At 49.1% G+C, this 17183-nt stretch carries 17 protein-coding genes and 3 riboswitches; of the genes, 15 read left to right on the top strand and 2 right to left on the bottom strand.

Annotated elements, in window-relative coordinates:
- Positions 1–14: 14 nt before the first annotated feature.
- The gene (locus tag Q9M42_RS13970; RefSeq protein WP_322527084.1) at positions 15–1610 is read right to left on the bottom strand and encodes an alpha-glucoside-specific PTS transporter subunit IIBC; all 1596 of its coding nucleotides are present in this window, start codon (positions 1608–1610) and stop codon (positions 15–17) included.
- 220 nt (positions 1611–1830) lie between these two features.
- Between Q9M42_RS13970 and Q9M42_RS13965 the strand changes: the two genes are divergently transcribed.
- On the top strand, positions 1831–2589 hold the full coding sequence (locus tag Q9M42_RS13965; RefSeq protein ID WP_322527069.1) for a MurR/RpiR family transcriptional regulator: 759 nt from the start codon (positions 1831–1833) through the stop codon (positions 2587–2589).
- 45 nt (positions 2590–2634) lie between these two features.
- Here the strand turns inward: Q9M42_RS13965 and Q9M42_RS13960 are convergent, their stop codons facing one another.
- Positions 2635–3441: a 2OG-Fe dioxygenase family protein gene (locus Q9M42_RS13960; protein ID WP_322527068.1), complete on the bottom strand. Its 807-nt coding sequence runs from the start codon at positions 3439–3441 to the stop codon at positions 2635–2637.
- A gap of 202 nt (positions 3442–3643) precedes the next feature.
- On the opposite strand from Q9M42_RS13960, the gene Q9M42_RS13955 reads away from it, so the two are divergent.
- The 14 genes from Q9M42_RS13955 (at position 3644) to Q9M42_RS13890 (ending at position 17153) form a co-directional block, all read left to right on the top strand.
- Positions 3644–5800 carry a type IA DNA topoisomerase gene (locus Q9M42_RS13955; RefSeq protein ID WP_322527067.1) on the top strand — a complete coding sequence of 719 codons (2157 nt, stop codon included), beginning with the start codon at positions 3644–3646 and terminating at the stop codon, positions 5798–5800.
- A 31-nt stretch (positions 5801–5831) separates the two neighbouring features.
- A riboswitch (guanidine-I (ykkC/yxkD leader) is annotated at positions 5832–5930 on the top strand.
- Between the two features lie 97 nt (positions 5931–6027).
- On the top strand, positions 6028–6369 hold the full coding sequence (locus tag Q9M42_RS13950; protein WP_322527066.1) for a DMT family transporter: 342 nt from the start codon (positions 6028–6030) through the stop codon (positions 6367–6369).
- Complete coding sequence (locus Q9M42_RS13945) at positions 6369–6686, top strand: DMT family transporter (protein WP_322527083.1); 318 nt, start codon at positions 6369–6371, stop codon at positions 6684–6686. The genes Q9M42_RS13950 and Q9M42_RS13945 overlap by 1 nt, the downstream gene beginning before the upstream one ends.
- 116 nt (positions 6687–6802) lie before the next feature.
- Positions 6803–7141, top strand: a complete 339-nt coding sequence (locus tag Q9M42_RS13940; RefSeq protein WP_322527065.1) for a DUF1516 family protein — start codon at positions 6803–6805, stop codon at positions 7139–7141.
- Between the two features lie 144 nt (positions 7142–7285).
- Positions 7286–8797 carry a potassium/proton antiporter gene (locus Q9M42_RS13935; protein WP_322527064.1) on the top strand — a complete coding sequence of 504 codons (1512 nt, stop codon included), beginning with the start codon at positions 7286–7288 and terminating at the stop codon, positions 8795–8797.
- Positions 8798–8829: 32 nt separating this feature from the next.
- The gene (locus Q9M42_RS13930) at positions 8830–9750 is read left to right on the top strand and encodes an AEC family transporter (protein ID WP_322527063.1); all 921 of its coding nucleotides are present in this window, start codon (positions 8830–8832) and stop codon (positions 9748–9750) included.
- Between the two features lie 52 nt (positions 9751–9802).
- A riboswitch (TPP riboswitch) is annotated at positions 9803–9902 on the top strand.
- A 57-nt stretch (positions 9903–9959) separates the two neighbouring features.
- Positions 9960–10062: riboswitch (TPP riboswitch) on the top strand.
- Between the two features lie 42 nt (positions 10063–10104).
- A complete protein-coding gene (locus tag Q9M42_RS13925; RefSeq protein WP_322527062.1) occupies positions 10105–10716 on the top strand; it encodes a thiamine phosphate synthase in 612 nt (203 codons plus the stop codon).
- Positions 10700–11830 (top strand): glycine oxidase ThiO, encoded by a 1131-nt coding sequence (thiO, locus tag Q9M42_RS13920; RefSeq protein ID WP_322527082.1) that lies wholly within the window; start codon positions 10700–10702, stop codon positions 11828–11830. Before Q9M42_RS13925 ends, thiO begins: the two co-directional genes overlap by 17 nt.
- A complete protein-coding gene (gene thiS, locus Q9M42_RS13915) occupies positions 11814–12014 on the top strand; it encodes a sulfur carrier protein ThiS (protein WP_322527061.1) in 201 nt (66 codons plus the stop codon). Before thiO ends, thiS begins: the two co-directional genes overlap by 17 nt.
- A gap of 4 nt (positions 12015–12018) precedes the next feature.
- On the top strand, positions 12019–12783 hold the full coding sequence (locus Q9M42_RS13910; RefSeq protein WP_322527060.1) for a thiazole synthase: 765 nt from the start codon (positions 12019–12021) through the stop codon (positions 12781–12783).
- Positions 12780–13799 (top strand): ThiF family adenylyltransferase, encoded by a 1020-nt coding sequence (locus Q9M42_RS13905; protein WP_322527059.1) that lies wholly within the window; start codon positions 12780–12782, stop codon positions 13797–13799. Before Q9M42_RS13910 ends, Q9M42_RS13905 begins: the two co-directional genes overlap by 4 nt.
- A 60-nt stretch (positions 13800–13859) precedes the next feature.
- Positions 13860–14201: a general stress protein gene (locus Q9M42_RS13900; protein ID WP_322527058.1), complete on the top strand. Its 342-nt coding sequence runs from the start codon at positions 13860–13862 to the stop codon at positions 14199–14201.
- Positions 14202–14824: 623 nt separating this feature from the next.
- Entirely contained in the window at positions 14825–15973 is a 1149-nt protein-coding gene (locus Q9M42_RS13895) for an NAD-dependent epimerase/dehydratase family protein (protein ID WP_322527057.1), read from the top strand.
- Between the two features lie 19 nt (positions 15974–15992).
- The gene (locus Q9M42_RS13890; protein WP_322527056.1) at positions 15993–17153 is read left to right on the top strand and encodes a glycosyltransferase family 4 protein; all 1161 of its coding nucleotides are present in this window, start codon (positions 15993–15995) and stop codon (positions 17151–17153) included.
- Positions 17154–17183: the final 30 nt, after the last annotated feature.

Here is a 17183-nt window from a genome sequence, read left to right as displayed (position 1 = left end):
CTCCTGCTTTTGATTTATTCGTTTCCGCCAATGAATCCTTCAATAGAGTCTCTGACCTGTGGCACAGACAGTCCGACAATAACCTGGATGCTCTGTCCGTTTTTGACGAGACCGTGGGCTTCCCCTTGGTTTTTAAAATAATCCTGGTCTTTTACCTGCTCCGGGTCTTTAACAGTCACCCGCAGACGTGTTGCGCAGTTGGTGACGTCGGAAATATTGTCCGAGCCGCCAAGCCCTTCGAGGAAAGCGGCCGCTCTTCTGTCGTAGTCGCTAGCGTAAGCTGCCGGCTCTTTCTTACTGTCATCTTTCTCTGCCCGGTAGTCAGCCTTTGTGTACAGCTTCGTTTCCTGGTTTTCGTCTTTTTCCCGTCCCGGCAGGGCATAATCGAATTTTACAATCAGCCAGCGGAAGAGATAAAAGTAAATCACGGTAAAGATGAGGCCGATAGTAATCTGGGCAATGTAGACCTCCCAATGATTTCCCATCAGCGGAATCCAGTTGGTGGTAGCCATCTCAATCAGTCCGCCGGCCTGGTTGCCGACAACTCCGAATGCACTCTGCAGTGTGACCATGGTTGCTCCAAGCAGGGCATGAATAAGAAACAGGAGTGGTGCAATAAAGAGGAAGGTAAACTCCAACGGTTCTGTGATGCCTGCAACCACCGCAGTCAGGGTTGCTGCAAGCAGCAGGGACCCAACCTGTTTTTTCTTTTCAGCGCGTGCCGTGCTGTAAATAGCCAGTGCAATCCCTATGGAGCCGAATATTTTGATGTTCCCCTGCAGGAGAAAAGCCCCACCTTCCCACTGTTCCCGGAGCGGTGTGTCAGAAGCCGCAAGCTCTCCGAGGCGGGAAACCCAATTGGCTGTAATGCCACCGTCCACGACCGCCGGGCCGAACTGGAACGGAGTATAGATAAAGTGGTGAAGGCCGGTCGGAATCAGAATCCTTTCCAAAAAGTGAAAAAGCCAGACCCCGACATAGCCGGAAGAAACCATGAAGCCCTGCAGGGAAGCAATCCCATTTTGGACAGTCGGCCAAATCCATGCGGTTAAAAAAGCCAGTGGAATCATGACGAAGAAAGAAATCATGACGATAAACGGACCGCCCTGAAAAATACCGAGGGCATCCGGCAGTTTCTTGTCGTAATAACGATTGTGAAGCCAGATAGTGATACTTGAAATAACTATCGCACCCATAATGTTGGTGTCGAGTGTCAAAATACCTGCTATCTCTGTTAAACCTGTTGATTCATCCGCTCCGTCGCTTATATCAACACCGAACGCCGGCCCCCATATGTCGAGGATGGAATTAATAAAGGTATTGTACATGAGATAGGCAACAATAGCGGCAAGCGTTGCTCTGCCGGCTGCCTTTTTTGCCAAGGAGATTGGAAGTCCAATCACAAAGATGAGCTCCATATGGTCAAAGACGGTCCAACCGGTATTTTCCATAAAGGTCCACATCTGATACCAGAGGCCATCCGGGTCAGCCAGCCCACCCATGATCTGTTCATTTTTAAACAGCGCAGCCAGACCGACTACAATCCCGAAAAAAGGAAACAATAGGACCGGGACGATCATAGCACCGCCAAATCTGCGTATAGCGTTCATCATATTCCCCACCGCTTTCTAAGTAATGTGTTCATGATATCGATTTCATTTACTTATCCGAGTGTATGTGTGAAAGTGCTTTCACTCAACATCATTAAGGAATAGAGGGAAAAAGACAAAAAGATCGGACATTGTTTCAAAACCCGGGAATTTTCCCAGGGATGAAAGCAGGTGCTATACTGAAAAGAGTGGTTTTCTATATATAGAAGAGAGGGTTAATATGTCACTTGAAGAAGTAATTAATACGTATTATGGCGAACTCAATGATAATGACATGCACATACTTAAATATATCCTGAATCATAAAGAAAACTGCCGGGATATGGGCATCAATGAGTTGGCGGATGCCACTCTTGCTTCCCGTTCATCGATTCACAGGCTCACAAAGAAGCTTCGGTTCAGCGGCTATAGTGAATTTAAAGTATTCTTGAAATGGGAAGAGGCTAATAGCGAAGAAACCGGCGATTATATGCAGCAGCTTGAAAATGATATCGAAGTGACGCTGAAAAATTTGGGTTCATTACATTTTGAACCTATCTGTGAAAAGCTGTACCATGCAGGACGGATTTTCATTTACGGCACTGGAACAGCCCAGCTTACCTGTGCCCGGGAGGCTCAGCGCCTATTTGCCCTGCAGCAGACTTTCGTGACAATCATTTACGACAAGACGGAGTTTGAATCTATGCTGAAAGCGATGGTTCCGGAAGATATCGTGATCATCATATCTCTTTCCGGAGACACCCCAAGTCTTATACCTCACGTGCAGCAGCTTACGGCGAGGGGAATTACGTTCATTTCCATTACAAACCTAAAAAATAATAAACTCGCCCAGATGTCTCCTTTCAGTATTTATGCTGCAACGAGCACTACCCACTCCAATAACGGGGAGGAAATCGTCTCATTTATTCCACTGACGATCGCTCTGGAGACGCTTTTCCGGAAATACATTTCCTACAAAGAAGAGCAAATAGAAAAATGAAGCTGCACCAGTAGTTGGCGCAGCTTCTTTAGTAGAACGATAAGGTTATACATAATCCATATTGCCTGTGTCACCGTGCATGCTGCGGATTTCATCGGGGTTAGCAACGACGGTCGGCTGATAGTCAATTAAAATGGCAGAACGCTCTCCGGGTCCGTCTTCTGGGCCCTTGCGGACGGAGCCGACGTAGTGAGTGACCAGCGGATCATACACCCCGTAGGATTCAAGCGGGAGGGTCATGTAAAAGGAGTCAGTGATTTTTTCCCTTTCAACATCCTCCGGCATCCGTCCGCGGACCTCCGGCACAGAAATGACGTTCCGGGCACCCTCGATATTGCGCCGGCGGATCAGATGGGCAAACGTAAACGGCTCGCCGTCCTGGTGCAGCGTGTTTGGCGAGGAAAAAGCTTCGTCCTCCTCCGATTCAACATGAAGCTTCACAAAGTGGACGCCCGCATGAAAAGGCATCAGCGCATCTTCACGCGTCCAGAATGTCTGGCGGAAATTAAAGGCGATCAATGCTTCAAGCAGCCGGTTATGCCTGACGTGTTCGGGAATGGCGGGGAATCGGCGGCTCGCATCGGGGTATTCCGGATTGAACGATCCCTGAAAATAATCGTAGTAGCTTTTGCCGTTTTTAACTGTTTCCGGCAGCCATTCGATCCGGTGAGTGCCCGGAAAAATGACGGCACGGCCATACTGCCGGTAGCGATTCAGATCCGGGGCGTAGTCATCCGCCGGAAGATCATCAAAGGCTGCAGTGAGAGCAGCAAGATCTTCGTCGCTGTAGCTGTCATGCAGTATATCGGCTAAATCATAATATTCGTATCCCTGCTGTTTTAAAGGCTTCATTTGTTTATTTCTCCTCCCGAATGGTGGTTTCTTCGAGTGGAAGCGTCCTTCCATTGTTTTCACAAATGCTAGTGTATCACGCCCGGCTGAAGTTGAGTATATGAAAGCCAGGCTTCATCTTTCGTTTTTGTGACAGATTCATTATAATTAAAGAACAAATGTTCTTGAATTCAAAGAAATCAGTGAAGAGAGGAATTTCTTTATGCCAGTGATCTTAGCGGAGAAGCCGTCTCAGGCAAAAGCCTATGCGGCCGCTTTTCAAATTCAGGAGAAAAAAGACGGATATATGCGGCTGAAGCCGTGCAGTCTGTTTCCGGACGGGGCGGTGCTTACCTGGGGATTTGGGCATCTGCTCGAGCTCCGGGCGCCGGCCGATTACGAGTCTTCCTGGAAAAAATGGTCGCTCGACACCCTCCCGATGCTTCCCGTCCATTTCCGCTTCAAGCCTAACCCGAGGGCGTTCAAGCAGTTGAAAATCGTCAAGCAGATGCTGCAGGAGGCCGACAGCATTATTATTGCGACCGACTGCGACCGGGAAGGCGAAAACATCGCTCGAAGCGTCATCGACTACACGAAAACATCCCATAAACCGACCCGGCGTCTTTGGATCAACAGTCTGGAAAAGGATGAAGTGTATAAAGGGTTCGAGCAGCTCCGCGAAGGAGCAGACTATCTCCCTCTTTATGAGGAGGCACGGGCCCGCCAATTTTCCGACTGGATTGTCGGGATGAACGCGAGCCGCCTGTATACACTGCTGTTAAAGCAGAAGGGCATCAATGAAGTGTTCAGCGTCGGCAGGGTCCAGACACCAACGCTCAAGCTTATTTACGACCGGCAGAAGGAAATTGAGGCGTTTGAGCCCGAGCCTTACTGGGAGCTTGAAGGAACCTTCCGGGCGGAAGCAGGAGAGTATAAAGGAAAATATAAAAAACGCTTCGGCTCGAAGGAAGAGGTGCTCCGGATTTGGAAGGAGCACGGATTGAAAAAGGATACCGAAGGCACGATCAGCAGCATAAAAAAAGAAGAGAAGCAGGAAAAGCCCCCGCTTCTGCATTCGCTGTCGAGTCTGCAGACGACGATGAATAAAAAGTATAAAATGAGTCCGTCTGCCGTGTTGAAAACAGTGCAGAGCCTGTATGACGAACCATTAAAAGTGGTTTCTTATCCGAGAACAGATACCCGCCATATCACGTCAGGGGAATTTAACTACTTAAAAGGAAACCTGTCCCGGATGCAGGAAAGCATGAACGCCTCCTTTGAACCGGTGTCCACTACGCCTTCGAAGCGGTTTGTAGACGGCAGCAAAGTCCAGGAGCACCATGCGATTATCCCGACCAAAAAAGTGCTGAGCCAGACTCAGTTTGAAAAGCTGAACCGGGCCCAGCAGCAGGTGTATAAAGAAGTGTTGAACAGCGTGTTAGCTATGTTTCACCGGAACTATGTGTACGAAGAAACGACGGTTGAAACGGATGTTCAGGGGCTTATTTTTGAAAGTAAGGGCCGGGTGGACAAGCAGCTGGGCTGGAAGGAGCTCTTTCCGTCGCCAAAGAAGAAGAAAGAACAGGAGGAGAGCACCCTGCCTCCTGTTACTGAGGGAGAGCAGGTGGAAGCATATGTCCAGGCGGCCGAAAAAGAAACCCAGCCGCCAAAGCCTTATACCGAAGGCCAGCTGATCAACATGATGAAATCCTGCGGCAAATGGATCGAGGATGATGAAACGTCTAAAAAAGTACTTCAGGAAACGGAGGGTCTCGGCACTGAAGCGACGCGAAGCACCATTATTCAAACGCTGCAAAAGCAGGAATATATCCGGATTCAAAAGAACATTGTCGAGGTGACCGCTAAAGGGTGGGCGCTGTGCGAAGTAGTAGAAGGGACACTTTTGTCCAAACCGCTGCTCACCGCGAAGTGGGAAGCCTTTTTGAAGCAGATCGGCAGCGGGGAAGCGGATAAGGAAGCTTTTTTAAAGCAGACAGAGGCTTTTACGAAAAAACTGGTCGAAGAAGCGCCTGCCGGCATAACGAATATGCAGACTGATCCCGGGCAGGTCGCTTCATCCAAAAAACAGCCGCAGCGTACAGAGCCAATCGCTCTCTGTCCCGTCTGCCAAAAGGGCCAGATGATGGAGCGGAAATCCTTCTACGGGTGCAGTGAGTATGCGAATGGCTGTAAATTTACTGTGCCTAAAACATTATTGAAGAAAAGAATTACTCAGGCCCAGGTTAAAAAGCTGTGTGAAAAAGGGGAAACCCAGTTGATTAAAGGATTTAAAGGCAAAAAGCCATTTGACGCCAAATTAAAACGAAAAGAAAATGGCGTGGAATTTGTGTTTCCGGCTAAAGACAATGCCTCCTCATAGACAATATTCGGAAATTTGATATACTGAGAGGCAGAATGTTTTCTAGGGTTCCGCGGCAGAGCCGGTCTGGTCCGAGAGAAAACCCGCAAACAAATAGTTTGCGCCACGGAGGGATAAAAACCCGGGAGATCTTCGCTGCGAAGACTTCCCGGGTTTTTTCGCGGCTGAAAGCTGAAATGTATATTTCCGGGAAATAATTAAGCAGGCGCCGGCAAGGAGGGGCTGTAATGGGATGGATCAACGTCGCTGTGGCAGCAGCATTTGAAATTCTCTGGGTCATCGGTTTGAAGCATGCATCGGCCGGATGGGAATGGGCAGGAACACTAGTAGCTATCGTACTTAGCTTTCTCTTTTTAATCCGGGCAGGCGAACATCTTCCGGTAGGCACATCGTATGTGGCCTTTGTCGGCATTGGGACGATCGGAACGACGGTTCTTGATATGATCTTTTTCGGCCAGCCGTTCGTATGGATCAAGCTGGTCTTTATTTTCATGCTGATTGCCGGAATTGCCGGGCTGCATACAGCTTCCGGACGGGCAAGAGTAAATGAAGGGAGCGGTGGACAGTGATGACATGGCTGTATTTGATCGGTGCAGGTATTTTTGAGATGATTGGTGTTTCTATGATTAACGAATGGATTCAAAAGCGGGTCATCTGGCCGCTGTTCATGATTGCTGCTGGGTTTGGAGCAAGCTTTTTTCTCCTTTCCCTGGCGATGCAGACGCTCCCGATGGGCACCGCCTACGCCGTCTGGACGGGAATAGGGGCAGCAGGCAGCGCACTGTTCGGCATGCTTTGGTACAAAGAGCCGGCAAACACAGGCAGGCTTATAAGTATTGCGGTGATCCTTGCTTCGGTTGTAGGTCTGAAGCTGATAGCGCCATAAAACGTTCAAAAACAAAAGCTGCTACAGCTTGAGCGCAGGCTTTATTTTGATTATAGTTACAATCAGATGAAACATTTGGAGTAGAAACTTAATAAAGACTGAAAGGAGGAAAACATATGGATCTTCAAAGTATTTTGTATGAGGCACATTCTGGTTCATGGGCGTTTTTGATCATATTCTTTTTGATCAGCTACCTGTTTCCGAAGCAAAAAGTGACAATGATGATTGAGCGGCTGTTCGTGGTTATCATGATTCTTTCTGGCGCAGGTATGGTACTGCTGTACGGCTTCCCGCTTCTGTCCATTATAAAAGGTGTGTTGGCCCTGATATTTATCGGGGTAATGGAAATGATGTTTGTCCGTCGGCGGGCAGGCCAAAAACACGCTATGTTTTGGGTTATATGGATCATTTTATTCGCAATTATCTTATCCATCGGCTACGATGTGATTGGGTAATGCAAGAAAAGCATGCTGCAAAAACAGCATGCTTTTTTATATGGAGGCATTTTTGGGTATAGAAAAGACAGACTAAATGGCCTGAATGCCAGTTTTTTTTAAACGGAAATTACATGTATCACGCAAGTAATACATAAAGAGGCCATGGGTACAACTGCGGCAGGGGAAAGGAGGGAGCTGGCATTGTTTGAAGGGAACGCGAATGTGGATTCATTTATATTATTAGGGGCACTTCTGCTTATTTTAGGTGTCATCGTAACAAAATTTTCGACACGGCTCGGCGTGCCTTCACTTATTTTGTTTATTATTCTAGGTATGCTGATGGGAAATGATGGTTTTGGCATTATTGAGTTCGAAAATGTCCAGCTTGCCCAGACCGTCGGGATTATAGCCCTGATCATCATTCTATTTGAAGGGGGAACCCAGACGAAATGGCGCGATATTAAACCAGTGGTGGGGCCTTCCGTTACGCTCGCCACGTTTGGCGTTCTGTTTACAGCTGCTCTGATGGGGCTGGTGGCAAAGCAGCTGCTTGATCTGACCTGGCTCGAAGCGATGCTTCTCGGGGCGACAGTCGGTTCGACAGACGCCGCCGCTGTCTTTGCCGCTTTGAAGGGGCGGAGCATTGATAAAAAAATGGGGTCCACCCTCGAAGCGGAATCGGGAAGCAACGACCCGATGGCCGTGTTTTTAACGCTCTTCTTTATTGAATTAATATTGGCAGATTCGCCGAACGTGTGGCTTTTATCCGGCGCTTTTTTCTGGCAGATGGGTGCCGGTTTTGCGATGGGCGGCCTGTTTGGATGGGCAGCCTCATGGACCATTAACCGTATTAATCTGGATTCGAGTGGGCTGTACCCTCTCTTTGCTATTGCTTTTGCACTGCTGACCTATAGCGTGACCTCGAGCATGAGCGCGAGCGGGTTTTTGGCAGTGTACGTAGCGGCGCTTTTGATAGGAAACTCTGATTTGATCTACCGCCAGCCGATTTACCGGTTCAACGAAGGAATGGCGTGGATGTCTCAAATCAGCATGTTTATCATCCTCGGTCTGCTCGCCTTCCCAAGAGATATATTGACGTGGTCAAACATCACGATGGGGCTCATTTTATCAGCAGTGTTAATGTTTTTGGCCCGTCCGCTGGCTACATTTTTGTCGACTTCTTTTTTCGGATACAAGCCGAAGCAGAATATCTTTCTATCCTGGGCGGGACTACGCGGAGCGGTACCAATAATCCTGGCTACATACCCGATCGTCGCCGGGGTGGAGTCGGGCAGCCAGATTTTTAACGTCGTCTTCTTTATTGTGCTGACGTCTGCACTTATCCAGGGAGCAACCATAGCTCCGCTTGCGAAATGGCTTCACCTGTCCGGTCCGCTTCGGGAAGCGCCGACTCATTCCCTGGAACTGGTGTCACTTGGAAAAGCGAACGCAGAAATTATGGAATTTCAAACGAATGAAGCGACGCCGATCGTCGGCCAGACGCTTCAAAGCATTGAATTTCCTGCCTCTGCGCTGATTAGCGCGATTGTCCGGGACGATGAACTGGTCACTCCGGTTGGTGAGACAGTAATCCAGGCCGGTGATTATTTGTATATCCTTGTATCGCGTAAAGAGAAGCGTATTTTAAAACAAATGCTGCGGCACGATTACTGAGAAAAAGCGGCCAGCGTTAAGATGCATTAAATTTGAGGAAGGAAGGGCTCCGCATGGGTGTGTTGATCAATGTATTGATCCCAATCATTTTAATATTTACGATTGGCTATTTGCTGCAGAAAAGACAGGCAGTGGATATTCGGCCGGTGTCGGCTGTCGCTCTTTATGTATTGACGCCTGCGCTTGTTTTCCGGACATTCTACGAAAGAGAGCTGAACAGTGACATGCTGTCGATGGCTCTGTTTTCTCTTGTGTTTTTAGCGGTTATGACCGGGCTGATCAAATTAGTGTCTTACGTGCGTAAATGGCCAAAAGCTAACGAAACCGGCATGATGCTGTCCACCGTGTTTATGAATGCGGGCAATTACGGGGCCCCGTTAATTGCTTTTGCGTTTGGTGATACAGCCTTTGCCTATTCTATCGTTTTTATGGTCATTCAGACGATGCTGATGAATACTGTAGGCGTCTATATCGCAAACAGTGCCAATATGGATGCGGCTGACGCGTTCCGGACGGTACTGCGGATGCCGGTATTTTATGCACTGCTCGCCGGCATCGTCTTCCAGCTGACGGGGATACCGGTCGGAGCGACCTATTATGAAGCCCTCGATATGTTAGCGAGCGCTGCGATTCCAGTCGTTATGATTATACTTGGGATGCAGCTTGCACGCATATCTGTAAAAAGCATGGATTGGAAGCTTGTTAGTGCAGGTACGTTTTTACGGCTTGTATTTGCGCCGGCTCTCGCTTACGTAATTGCTCTCTTGCTGCAGACCAGCGACACGTTAACGACCGTGCTGGTTGTTTCCACAGCGATGCCGAGCGCAGCAACCATGGCAATGATTTCCGTACAATTTGATTCCAATCCCCAGCTTGTTTCGAGTATTACACTGGTGACGACTATTTTAAGCGTTCCCTCCCTGTGGGTGGTGCTGTCGATTTTCCAGGCGTAAATTTCCGCATCGAATTGACGGAAAAAGAGTACCGCGTTATGATATAAATAATACCAACCACTAGGGGTGCCTGTTGGCTGAGACAGCGTAAAGCTGATCCCTTTGAACCTGATCTGGATTATACCAGCGGAGGGAAGTGGGGAAGAGATGCTGATACGACTATCTCCCCCGCTTTCAATTAGAAAGCGGGGTTTTTTGCGGGAAAATATTATATGTGCTGGGGGTGCCTGCTGAGGCTGAGACCGGAGAACTATCCGGAACCCTTTGAACCTGATCTGGAGAGCCAGCGGAGGGAAGCAGCCATGTTGAACCTCATAACAGGCAGCCTCCTTCCTTCTGGAAGGAGGTTTTTTTATGGATCACAAACCGAGGCTGTGTATACATGCGGTATCGCCGCCGGACATACCGGTGGCTGCGTGGTGGGAAAAAACGAAAGAGCTGACAGGGATAATTGATTACGTGCATATACGGGCGCCTGAATGGACAAAGCGTGAAAAAGAAACGGCCATCGATCTGGCATTAAAAGAAGGGACCGCCCCGGAGCAGCTGATCATAAATGATGAACCGGAGCTTGCTGCCGCATATGGTCTGGCCGGTACCCACCTGCCGGAGCGTCGTACAATCTATCCGGCATCCGTAAGCTGGGGGCAGTCGATACACTCTGTAGAGGCAGCGAAAAAAAGTGAACAGGAGGGAGCATCATGGCTGTATTTTGGTCATGTGTTTGCCTCAGACAGTAAGCCCGGGAAACCGCCGAACGGAGCCCGGGCGTTGAAAGCTGTGGCAGAAAGCGTCCGCCTCCCCGTTATTGCCATAGGAGGAATTGATGCTGACAAAGCAGCAGAATGTATAAACTGCAGAGCGGCCGGAGTAGCAGCCATTGCATATTTTTATGACGCGGCAGAACCCCGAAAAGCAGCCGAAGAGCTCAGAACCCGGTTAAGGAGTGATGACAATGAAGGCTGACACAGAAGTTCTTATTGTGGGCGCAGGGGTACAGGGATGCTCGCTTGCGTATCAGTTAAGTAAACGGGGCCGCCGTGTGATGGTTATCGAAAAAGAAACCATCGCTTCCGGAGCATCAAAAGCGGCTGCCGGTATGCTCGGAGCCCAGTCCGAATGGGAGGGGCCCGGACTTTTTCAGGAATTCGCCCTGGAAAGCCGTTCACTGTTTAAAGAACTGGTCCCTGAAGTGGAAGCGCTCAGTGGAATAGACGTTTCCTACGTGAACAACGGGATGCTGAAGCCTGTATGGGATATGGCGGGAGAAGAAAAATACCAGCGCGCTGCTGGGCGCAGCTACGGCGCGGAGTGGCTTTCGTCATATGAAGCACTGCGCAGGGAACCAGCGCTTTCCGAACACATCCGGGGCGCCTGGTCCATTCCGAAAGACGGACAGCTCCGTGCCTATGAATGGACAATGGCTCTTGCCAAAGCAGCAAAGGCCTGCGGGACCGTTATACGAGAAAATACTTCAGTTGAACGTCTTTTGGAAGCTGACGACCGCGTTTACGGCGTGAAAACAAGTGAAGGAGTTGTTGAAGCGGAAGAAGTTGTTTTTACCGGGGGGAGTGCCGGGGCGGGGCTGTTGGATGAGAAGGAGTTCACCCTCTATCCGGTGAAAGGGGAGTGTTTGTCCATCCGCATGCCCCGGGAGAATTTGAGACACACTCTTCACACTCCGCAGGTGTATATTGTTCCGAAAAAGGACGGGGAAATCTTTATAGGCGCTTCGGAAAAACCCGGGGACTCGAGTACAGGGGTCACTGTAGCTTCGATACAGGAGCTGATGAAAGCAGCTGTTCATTTAGTGCCGGGACTGAAGCATGCGAATATTGAAAGGCTTTGGAGCGGTGTCCGGCCGCAGACAGGAGACGGACTGCCATATATGGGACAGACCGAACGGGGGTTGTGGGTAATGACCGGCCATTACAGAAACGGCATTTTGCTTTCAGCACTGAGCGGAAGCTGGATGGCTGACCGAATCGAGGGGAAAAGCGTTCGCGAGGACTGGAAGCACCTGTTTGCCGTAGACCCTCAAATACGAAAGGGAGGAGTTATTCATGCAGATCACGCTTAATGGTCAATTACAGAATATTGAGAACAGCACCACGGTAGCCGATTTACTTGAAGAGCTTCAGATCGCCCACAAAAAAACAGTGGTGGAGCGCAACGGCACTATTGTAATTGAAGAGTTTCACCAGCAGGAAGGTTTAATGGACGGGGATAGAATCGAAATCATTCATTTTGTAGGAGGCGGATGAACAAATGCTTAATATCGGAAATATGACGTTTGAATCGAATTTATTTCTCGGCACCGGGAAATATAAAGACGCTCGGACCCAGCTGCAGGCTGTAGAAGCATCGGAAACAGAGGTACTGACCTTCGCCGTTCGTAGAATGAACCTGTTTGATAGCAGCCAGCCTGATCCATTTGAACAGATGGACGTCTCAAAGTACCGGCTGCTGCCAAATACAGCCGGGGCCAAAACAGCTGAAGAAGCTGTGCGCACCGCAAAGCTGGCAGAGGCGGCCAACATGTGTGACATGATTAAAGTAGAAGTGATCGGCTGCGATAAAACGCTTCTGCCGGATCCGGTGGAAACGCTCCGGGCCTCAGAACAGCTGCTGAATGAAGGATTTACTGTCCTCGCATATACGTCTGATGACGTTGTGCTCGCCAGGAAGCTTCAGGAGCTTGGGGTTCATGCAGTGATGCCGGGAGCCTCTCCTATAGGCACGGGGCTTGGAATCATTAACCCTTACAACCTGTCCCACATTATTGAACAGGCGGAAGTCCCGGTGATTGTAGATGCAGGCATTGGGAGTCCGAAGGATGCTGCTTATGCTATGGAGCTCGGCGCTGATGGTATCCTGCTGAATACGGCCGTTTCGGGCGCGGGCGATCCTGTAAAAATGGCAGAAGCGATGAAACTGGCAGTGAGGGCCGGTGCGCTTGGCGCAGAAGCAGGACGCATAGATAAAAAATTCTACGCCCAGGCGAGCAGCCCTTTAGGAGGCCTCAGTATTTGAATACGGGAGAACGTTTTTCCCGGCAGCGGTTATTTCACGGAATCGGTCGGAGGGGACAGAAAAGGCTGCAGGAGGCTCACGTTATAGTAGTAGGCGCCGGAGCTCTCGGGAGTTTAACAGCCGAAACCCTCGTACGCGCGGGGATCGGAAAATTAACGCTGATTGACCGTGACTATGTGGAAGAAAGTAATCTTCAGCGTCAGCAGCTTTATACGGAAGCGGACGCGGAGGCCTGTACGCCAAAAGCAGAAGCGGCGAAAAAGCGCCTGCTCGATATTCGGAGTGAGGCTTCTATTGAAATCATTGTGGGGGAAGCAGATCCGGCCCTTCTCGAAAATTGTCTGCCTGCAGACCTTATTATCGACGGACTCGATAATATGGAGACACGACTGATGATTAATGATACAGCGCTGAAGCACCGGATTCCGTGGATTTACGGAGCCTGTGTAGGCGCCTATGGGCTGAGCTATACCGTGAGGCCGGGACAAGGGCCGTGCCTGCGCTGCCTGATGAAGGGCATTCCGATGGAGGGAGAAACGTGTGACACGGTGGGAATTATTGCTCCGGCTGTTCAATTCGTAAGCGCTACTCAGGTGACTGAAGCGATGAAGCTGCTTACCCATTCCTTTGACCAGCTCCGCGGGACGCTGTGGTCGTTTGATGTATGGTCGAACGAAAGCTCCTCCATTCATGTGAATTCGCTGCAGGATAAGGATTGTCCCTCCTGTGGGGAGTCACCAGCATATCCGGCGCTCGCATGGAGCGGGAGAAGCAAGGCTGAAACACTGTGCGGCAGAGATGCGGTGCAGGTGAAGCCTCTTCCGGATGTGCATGTATCGCTCGAGCGGACAGCGGACGTTCATAAGCAGCACGTTTCCAAAGCGAATCAGCATCTGCTGGTATTAAATATTGAAAATAAGCGGCTGGTGCTTTTTAAAGACGGAAGAGCCATCATTCATGGAGTTTCCGGGGAAGTGGAAGCAAGGTCGTTATACCAGAGATATATTGGAGGATAAATATTCCTTGTTTCATTTTACGGGCGGGGTGGTAATATTCCTTGCAAGGAGGGGGAACTATTGCCTACCGCCCGTATTTTTTTATCCGTAGAAGAAGCACAGCAGGCTGTAGATAAATTAAAGATGCAGGGAATCCAAAAGGAACAGATTTATGCTTTGGCTCTGGAAGCGGAAAAAGCGACTGCGAAGGAATTAAGGGTCAGTGACACTGAGGCAGATGTTAAAAGTCCGGTGGAGTTTGTGAAACAGTTTTTCCGAAACGGTGCGTCCGATATTTATGAACGATTAACAAAGCTTGGATACAGTGATAAAGAAGCCCGGGATCTGAGTGAACAGCTGAAGGAACATAATATACTAATTGCCGTGGATGAAGATCCGGAAAAATTCTCTTTTGATAAGTGAATCTTTTCCGGATTTTGTTCAGCTTTGGGCCCGCAGGAAGCGGGTCAGTTCGATGTTGCTACAGGATGTAGCGATTTTAATCGAACATCATTTAAATAACGCCCTTCGCTTTTCTATGTCCAGCTCCGAAGCCTAATCGCTCGGGATTACTTTCCAGCCAACTACGGGCAGCAGGCTGCCCTGCACGCCTGGGAAGTACCTGTCGCGGTTGAACAAGGCTCCTCCGCTTTTCTATGTCCAGCTGCGGGTGTTACCAGCTTAATCCATTCGTGATTTCAGATCGTTTGCGACTTCGTCTCAAGCCGACTGAAACCGATGAGCCGTTCAAGTTGGTGCCCAAACACCCTCCGCCTTTCTGTTTTTCTATAAATTTTATGTAATTTTTATGAATTATGGCTGTGATAGCTGCAATGATTAGTTAGTATGATAGAATAACGGTGGTATATAGACAAATAGTTGCGTTAATATAAGGAGAGTGGTATTGTTTCGATGGGAATTCTACTCGGACGTACATATACGACGACAACTTGCACTCTACGAGGTAGAAATTACCTTATAGATACCCATAGAATTATGTTTGTTTGAATTATCAGATTGTATTAAATGATGTGGAGGTAACTGACGTGAAAATTATTGTTGCAGGTGGAGATGGATTTTGTGGTTGGCCGACCGCGCTTTACTTATCAAAGCAGGGTCATGACGTATCAATTATCGACAGTATGGTACGCAGGAAAATTGATGATGAGCTTCATTCCAATTCGATTACCCCGATTGCAAGCCTTGAGGACAGGGTATCGAAATGGAAAGAACTGACAGGAAAAGAAATACGTACATACGAAGGTGACCTTCAGCATTACGATTTCCTGCAGCAGGTGATGGAACAGGAAAAGCCGGAAGCATTCGTTCACTTTGCTGAACAGCGTTCTGCGCCTTATTCGATGATAGACCGCGAGCACGCAGTCTACACGCAGGTAAATAACGTAGTAGGGAACTTGAACGTGCTTTACGCTATTAAAGAAATGGCGCCGGACTGCCACCTGATTAAGCTCGGTACGATGGGAGAATACGGCACGCCGAATATCCCAATTGAAGAAGGGTATCTGGAAGTGGAACACAAGGGCCGCAAAGACCGCCTTCCGTTTCCAAAACAGCCGGGCTCCTTCTATCATTTATCGAAAGTACATGACAGCCATAACATTATGTTTGCCTGCAAAGTATGGGGCATCCGGGCTACAGACTTAAACCAGGGCATCGTTTACGGCTTGGATACAAATGAAACCAACATGGATCCGGTGCTTACCAACCGCCTGGACTACGACGGGGTTTTTGGAACAGCACTGAACCGTTTTATTATCCAGTCTGCCATCGGACGGAACTTGACAGTTTACGGAAAAGGCGGCCAGACCCGCGGATTCCTGAACCTTGAAGATACAGTACGCTGTGTGGAAATCGCAGCAGACAAGCCGGCTGAGCCTGGAGAGTTCCGTGTATTCAATCAGTTCACTGAAGACTTTTCTGTGCTCGAACTCGCTGAACGGGTGAAAAAGGTAGCTGAAGAAGAAGGCTATCATGTAGATGTGGATCATCTGGAAAACCCGCGGGTGGAGCTTGAAGAGCATTTCCTTGAAGCGGTAAACACCAATCTTTTAGACTTGGGACTGGAGCCGCACTTTTTAACAGACGACGTTATCCGTCACATCCTAAAAGCGGTGATTGAACATAAAGAGCGGGTAATCGAAGAAAACGTACTGCCGAGTGTGAGCTGGAAATAAAAACGGGGAGTTGTCTTCTATGAAGATAATGATCATCACCGAGACTTTTCTGCCTTCTACAGATGGAATTGTTACACGATTAACAGCCTGCATACGCTGGCTGCATCGTGATGGTCATGAAGTACAGATTGTAGCCCCGGATCTGGGTGTGTATGAATTTGATGGAGCAGAAGTGAAAGGGGTGCCTGCGCGCGCCCTCCCTTTTTATCGTTCAAAGAAGTTCGCTCTCCCGAACCGGGTAGTCAAGAAGTATATACAGGATTTCGGGCCTGACGTCGTGCACGTCGTAAACCCGGCGGTTGTAGGCTATTCGGGTGTTAACTATGCGAAGAAGCTGGGTGTGCCGCTGGTTGCCTCCTACCATACAAATCTGACCCAGTATATGTCCTACTATAATCTGGGCATGCTGAAATGGCTGATGTGGTGGTATGTGCGGCGCCTGCACAATAAGGCGGACATTAATCTCTGCACCTCGCAGACCGTGCAGACAGAGCTTCAGGAAAAAAGGTTTGAACGCATGCATCTGTGGAAACGGGGAGTAGATACCGAGCAGTTTCATCCGAGACATCACAGCAAAAAGATGCGGGAGCGGCTTTCCGGTGGAAAAAGCGACAGAACGCTGCTGCTTTATGTAGGACGGCTCGCAGCTGAAAAAGAGATTGAAAAAATCCGGGATGTCCTTGAAGAATCGGACAAGTTTTGCCTGGCCATTGTAGGAGACGGCCCCCACCGCGAGGAGCTTGAAAAGCATTTCGAAGGCACGGACACTGTATTTACAGGTTTTATGCATGGAGATGAGCTTGCTTCTACGTTTGCCTCCTCCGACGTATTTGTCTTTCCTTCAACGACGGAAACGCTGGGGCTTGTGATTATGGAGGCAATGGCTTCCGGTCTGCCTCTTGTTGCTGCAGAAAGCGGGCCGACAAAGGAACAGCTGACCTCGGAACGTAATGGCCTGTTGTATGATCCGCATACGAAGGATGACTTTAAAAATACTGTCTGCCGTTTTGAAGATGAAACCCTCCGTAAACGTCTGGCCGACCAGGCCTTTACAGATGTTGCCACCTTTGGATGGGAAGCGGCAGCAGAGCAGATCCGGGATTTATACAAGGAAGCAGCCGGCATGAGGGTGTCAAAATCGGCGGAAAATAATGATACAGTTTCAGAAGAACGCCGGTAAGCGGAGATTTCATCAAGAACAGAGGGGTTC

The organism is Marinococcus luteus, assembly GCF_034497705.1.
GTDB classification, from domain to species: domain Bacteria; phylum Bacillota; class Bacilli; order Bacillales; family Marinococcaceae; genus Marinococcus; species Marinococcus luteus_A.
The sequence above is the reverse complement of the archived record's forward strand: the minus strand, read 5'-3'. Positions and strand labels throughout refer to the sequence as shown.

Coding starts and splice junctions, on each gene's coding strand:
- Q9M42_RS13970 (WP_322527084.1), bottom strand. CDS start 1,610: ATGAACGCTATACGCAGATTTGGCGGTGCTATGATCGTCCCGGTCCTA.
- Q9M42_RS13965 (WP_322527069.1), top strand. CDS start 1,831: ATGTCACTTGAAGAAGTAATTAATACGTATTATGGCGAACTCAATGAT.
- Q9M42_RS13960 (WP_322527068.1), bottom strand. CDS start 3,441: ATGAAGCCTTTAAAACAGCAGGGATACGAATATTATGATTTAGCCGAT.
- Q9M42_RS13955 (WP_322527067.1), top strand. CDS start 3,644: ATGCCAGTGATCTTAGCGGAGAAGCCGTCTCAGGCAAAAGCCTATGCG.
- Q9M42_RS13950 (WP_322527066.1), top strand. CDS start 6,028: ATGGGATGGATCAACGTCGCTGTGGCAGCAGCATTTGAAATTCTCTGG.
- Q9M42_RS13945 (WP_322527083.1), top strand. CDS start 6,369: ATGACATGGCTGTATTTGATCGGTGCAGGTATTTTTGAGATGATTGGT.
- Q9M42_RS13940 (WP_322527065.1), top strand. CDS start 6,803: ATGGATCTTCAAAGTATTTTGTATGAGGCACATTCTGGTTCATGGGCG.
- Q9M42_RS13935 (WP_322527064.1), top strand. CDS start 7,286: ATGGGTACAACTGCGGCAGGGGAAAGGAGGGAGCTGGCATTGTTTGAA.
- Q9M42_RS13925 (WP_322527062.1), top strand. CDS start 10,105: ATGGATCACAAACCGAGGCTGTGTATACATGCGGTATCGCCGCCGGAC.
- thiO (WP_322527082.1), top strand. CDS start 10,700: ATGACAATGAAGGCTGACACAGAAGTTCTTATTGTGGGCGCAGGGGTA.
- thiS (WP_322527061.1), top strand. CDS start 11,814: ATGCAGATCACGCTTAATGGTCAATTACAGAATATTGAGAACAGCACC.
- Q9M42_RS13910 (WP_322527060.1), top strand. CDS start 12,019: ATGCTTAATATCGGAAATATGACGTTTGAATCGAATTTATTTCTCGGC.
- Q9M42_RS13890 (WP_322527056.1), top strand. CDS start 15,993: ATGAAGATAATGATCATCACCGAGACTTTTCTGCCTTCTACAGATGGA.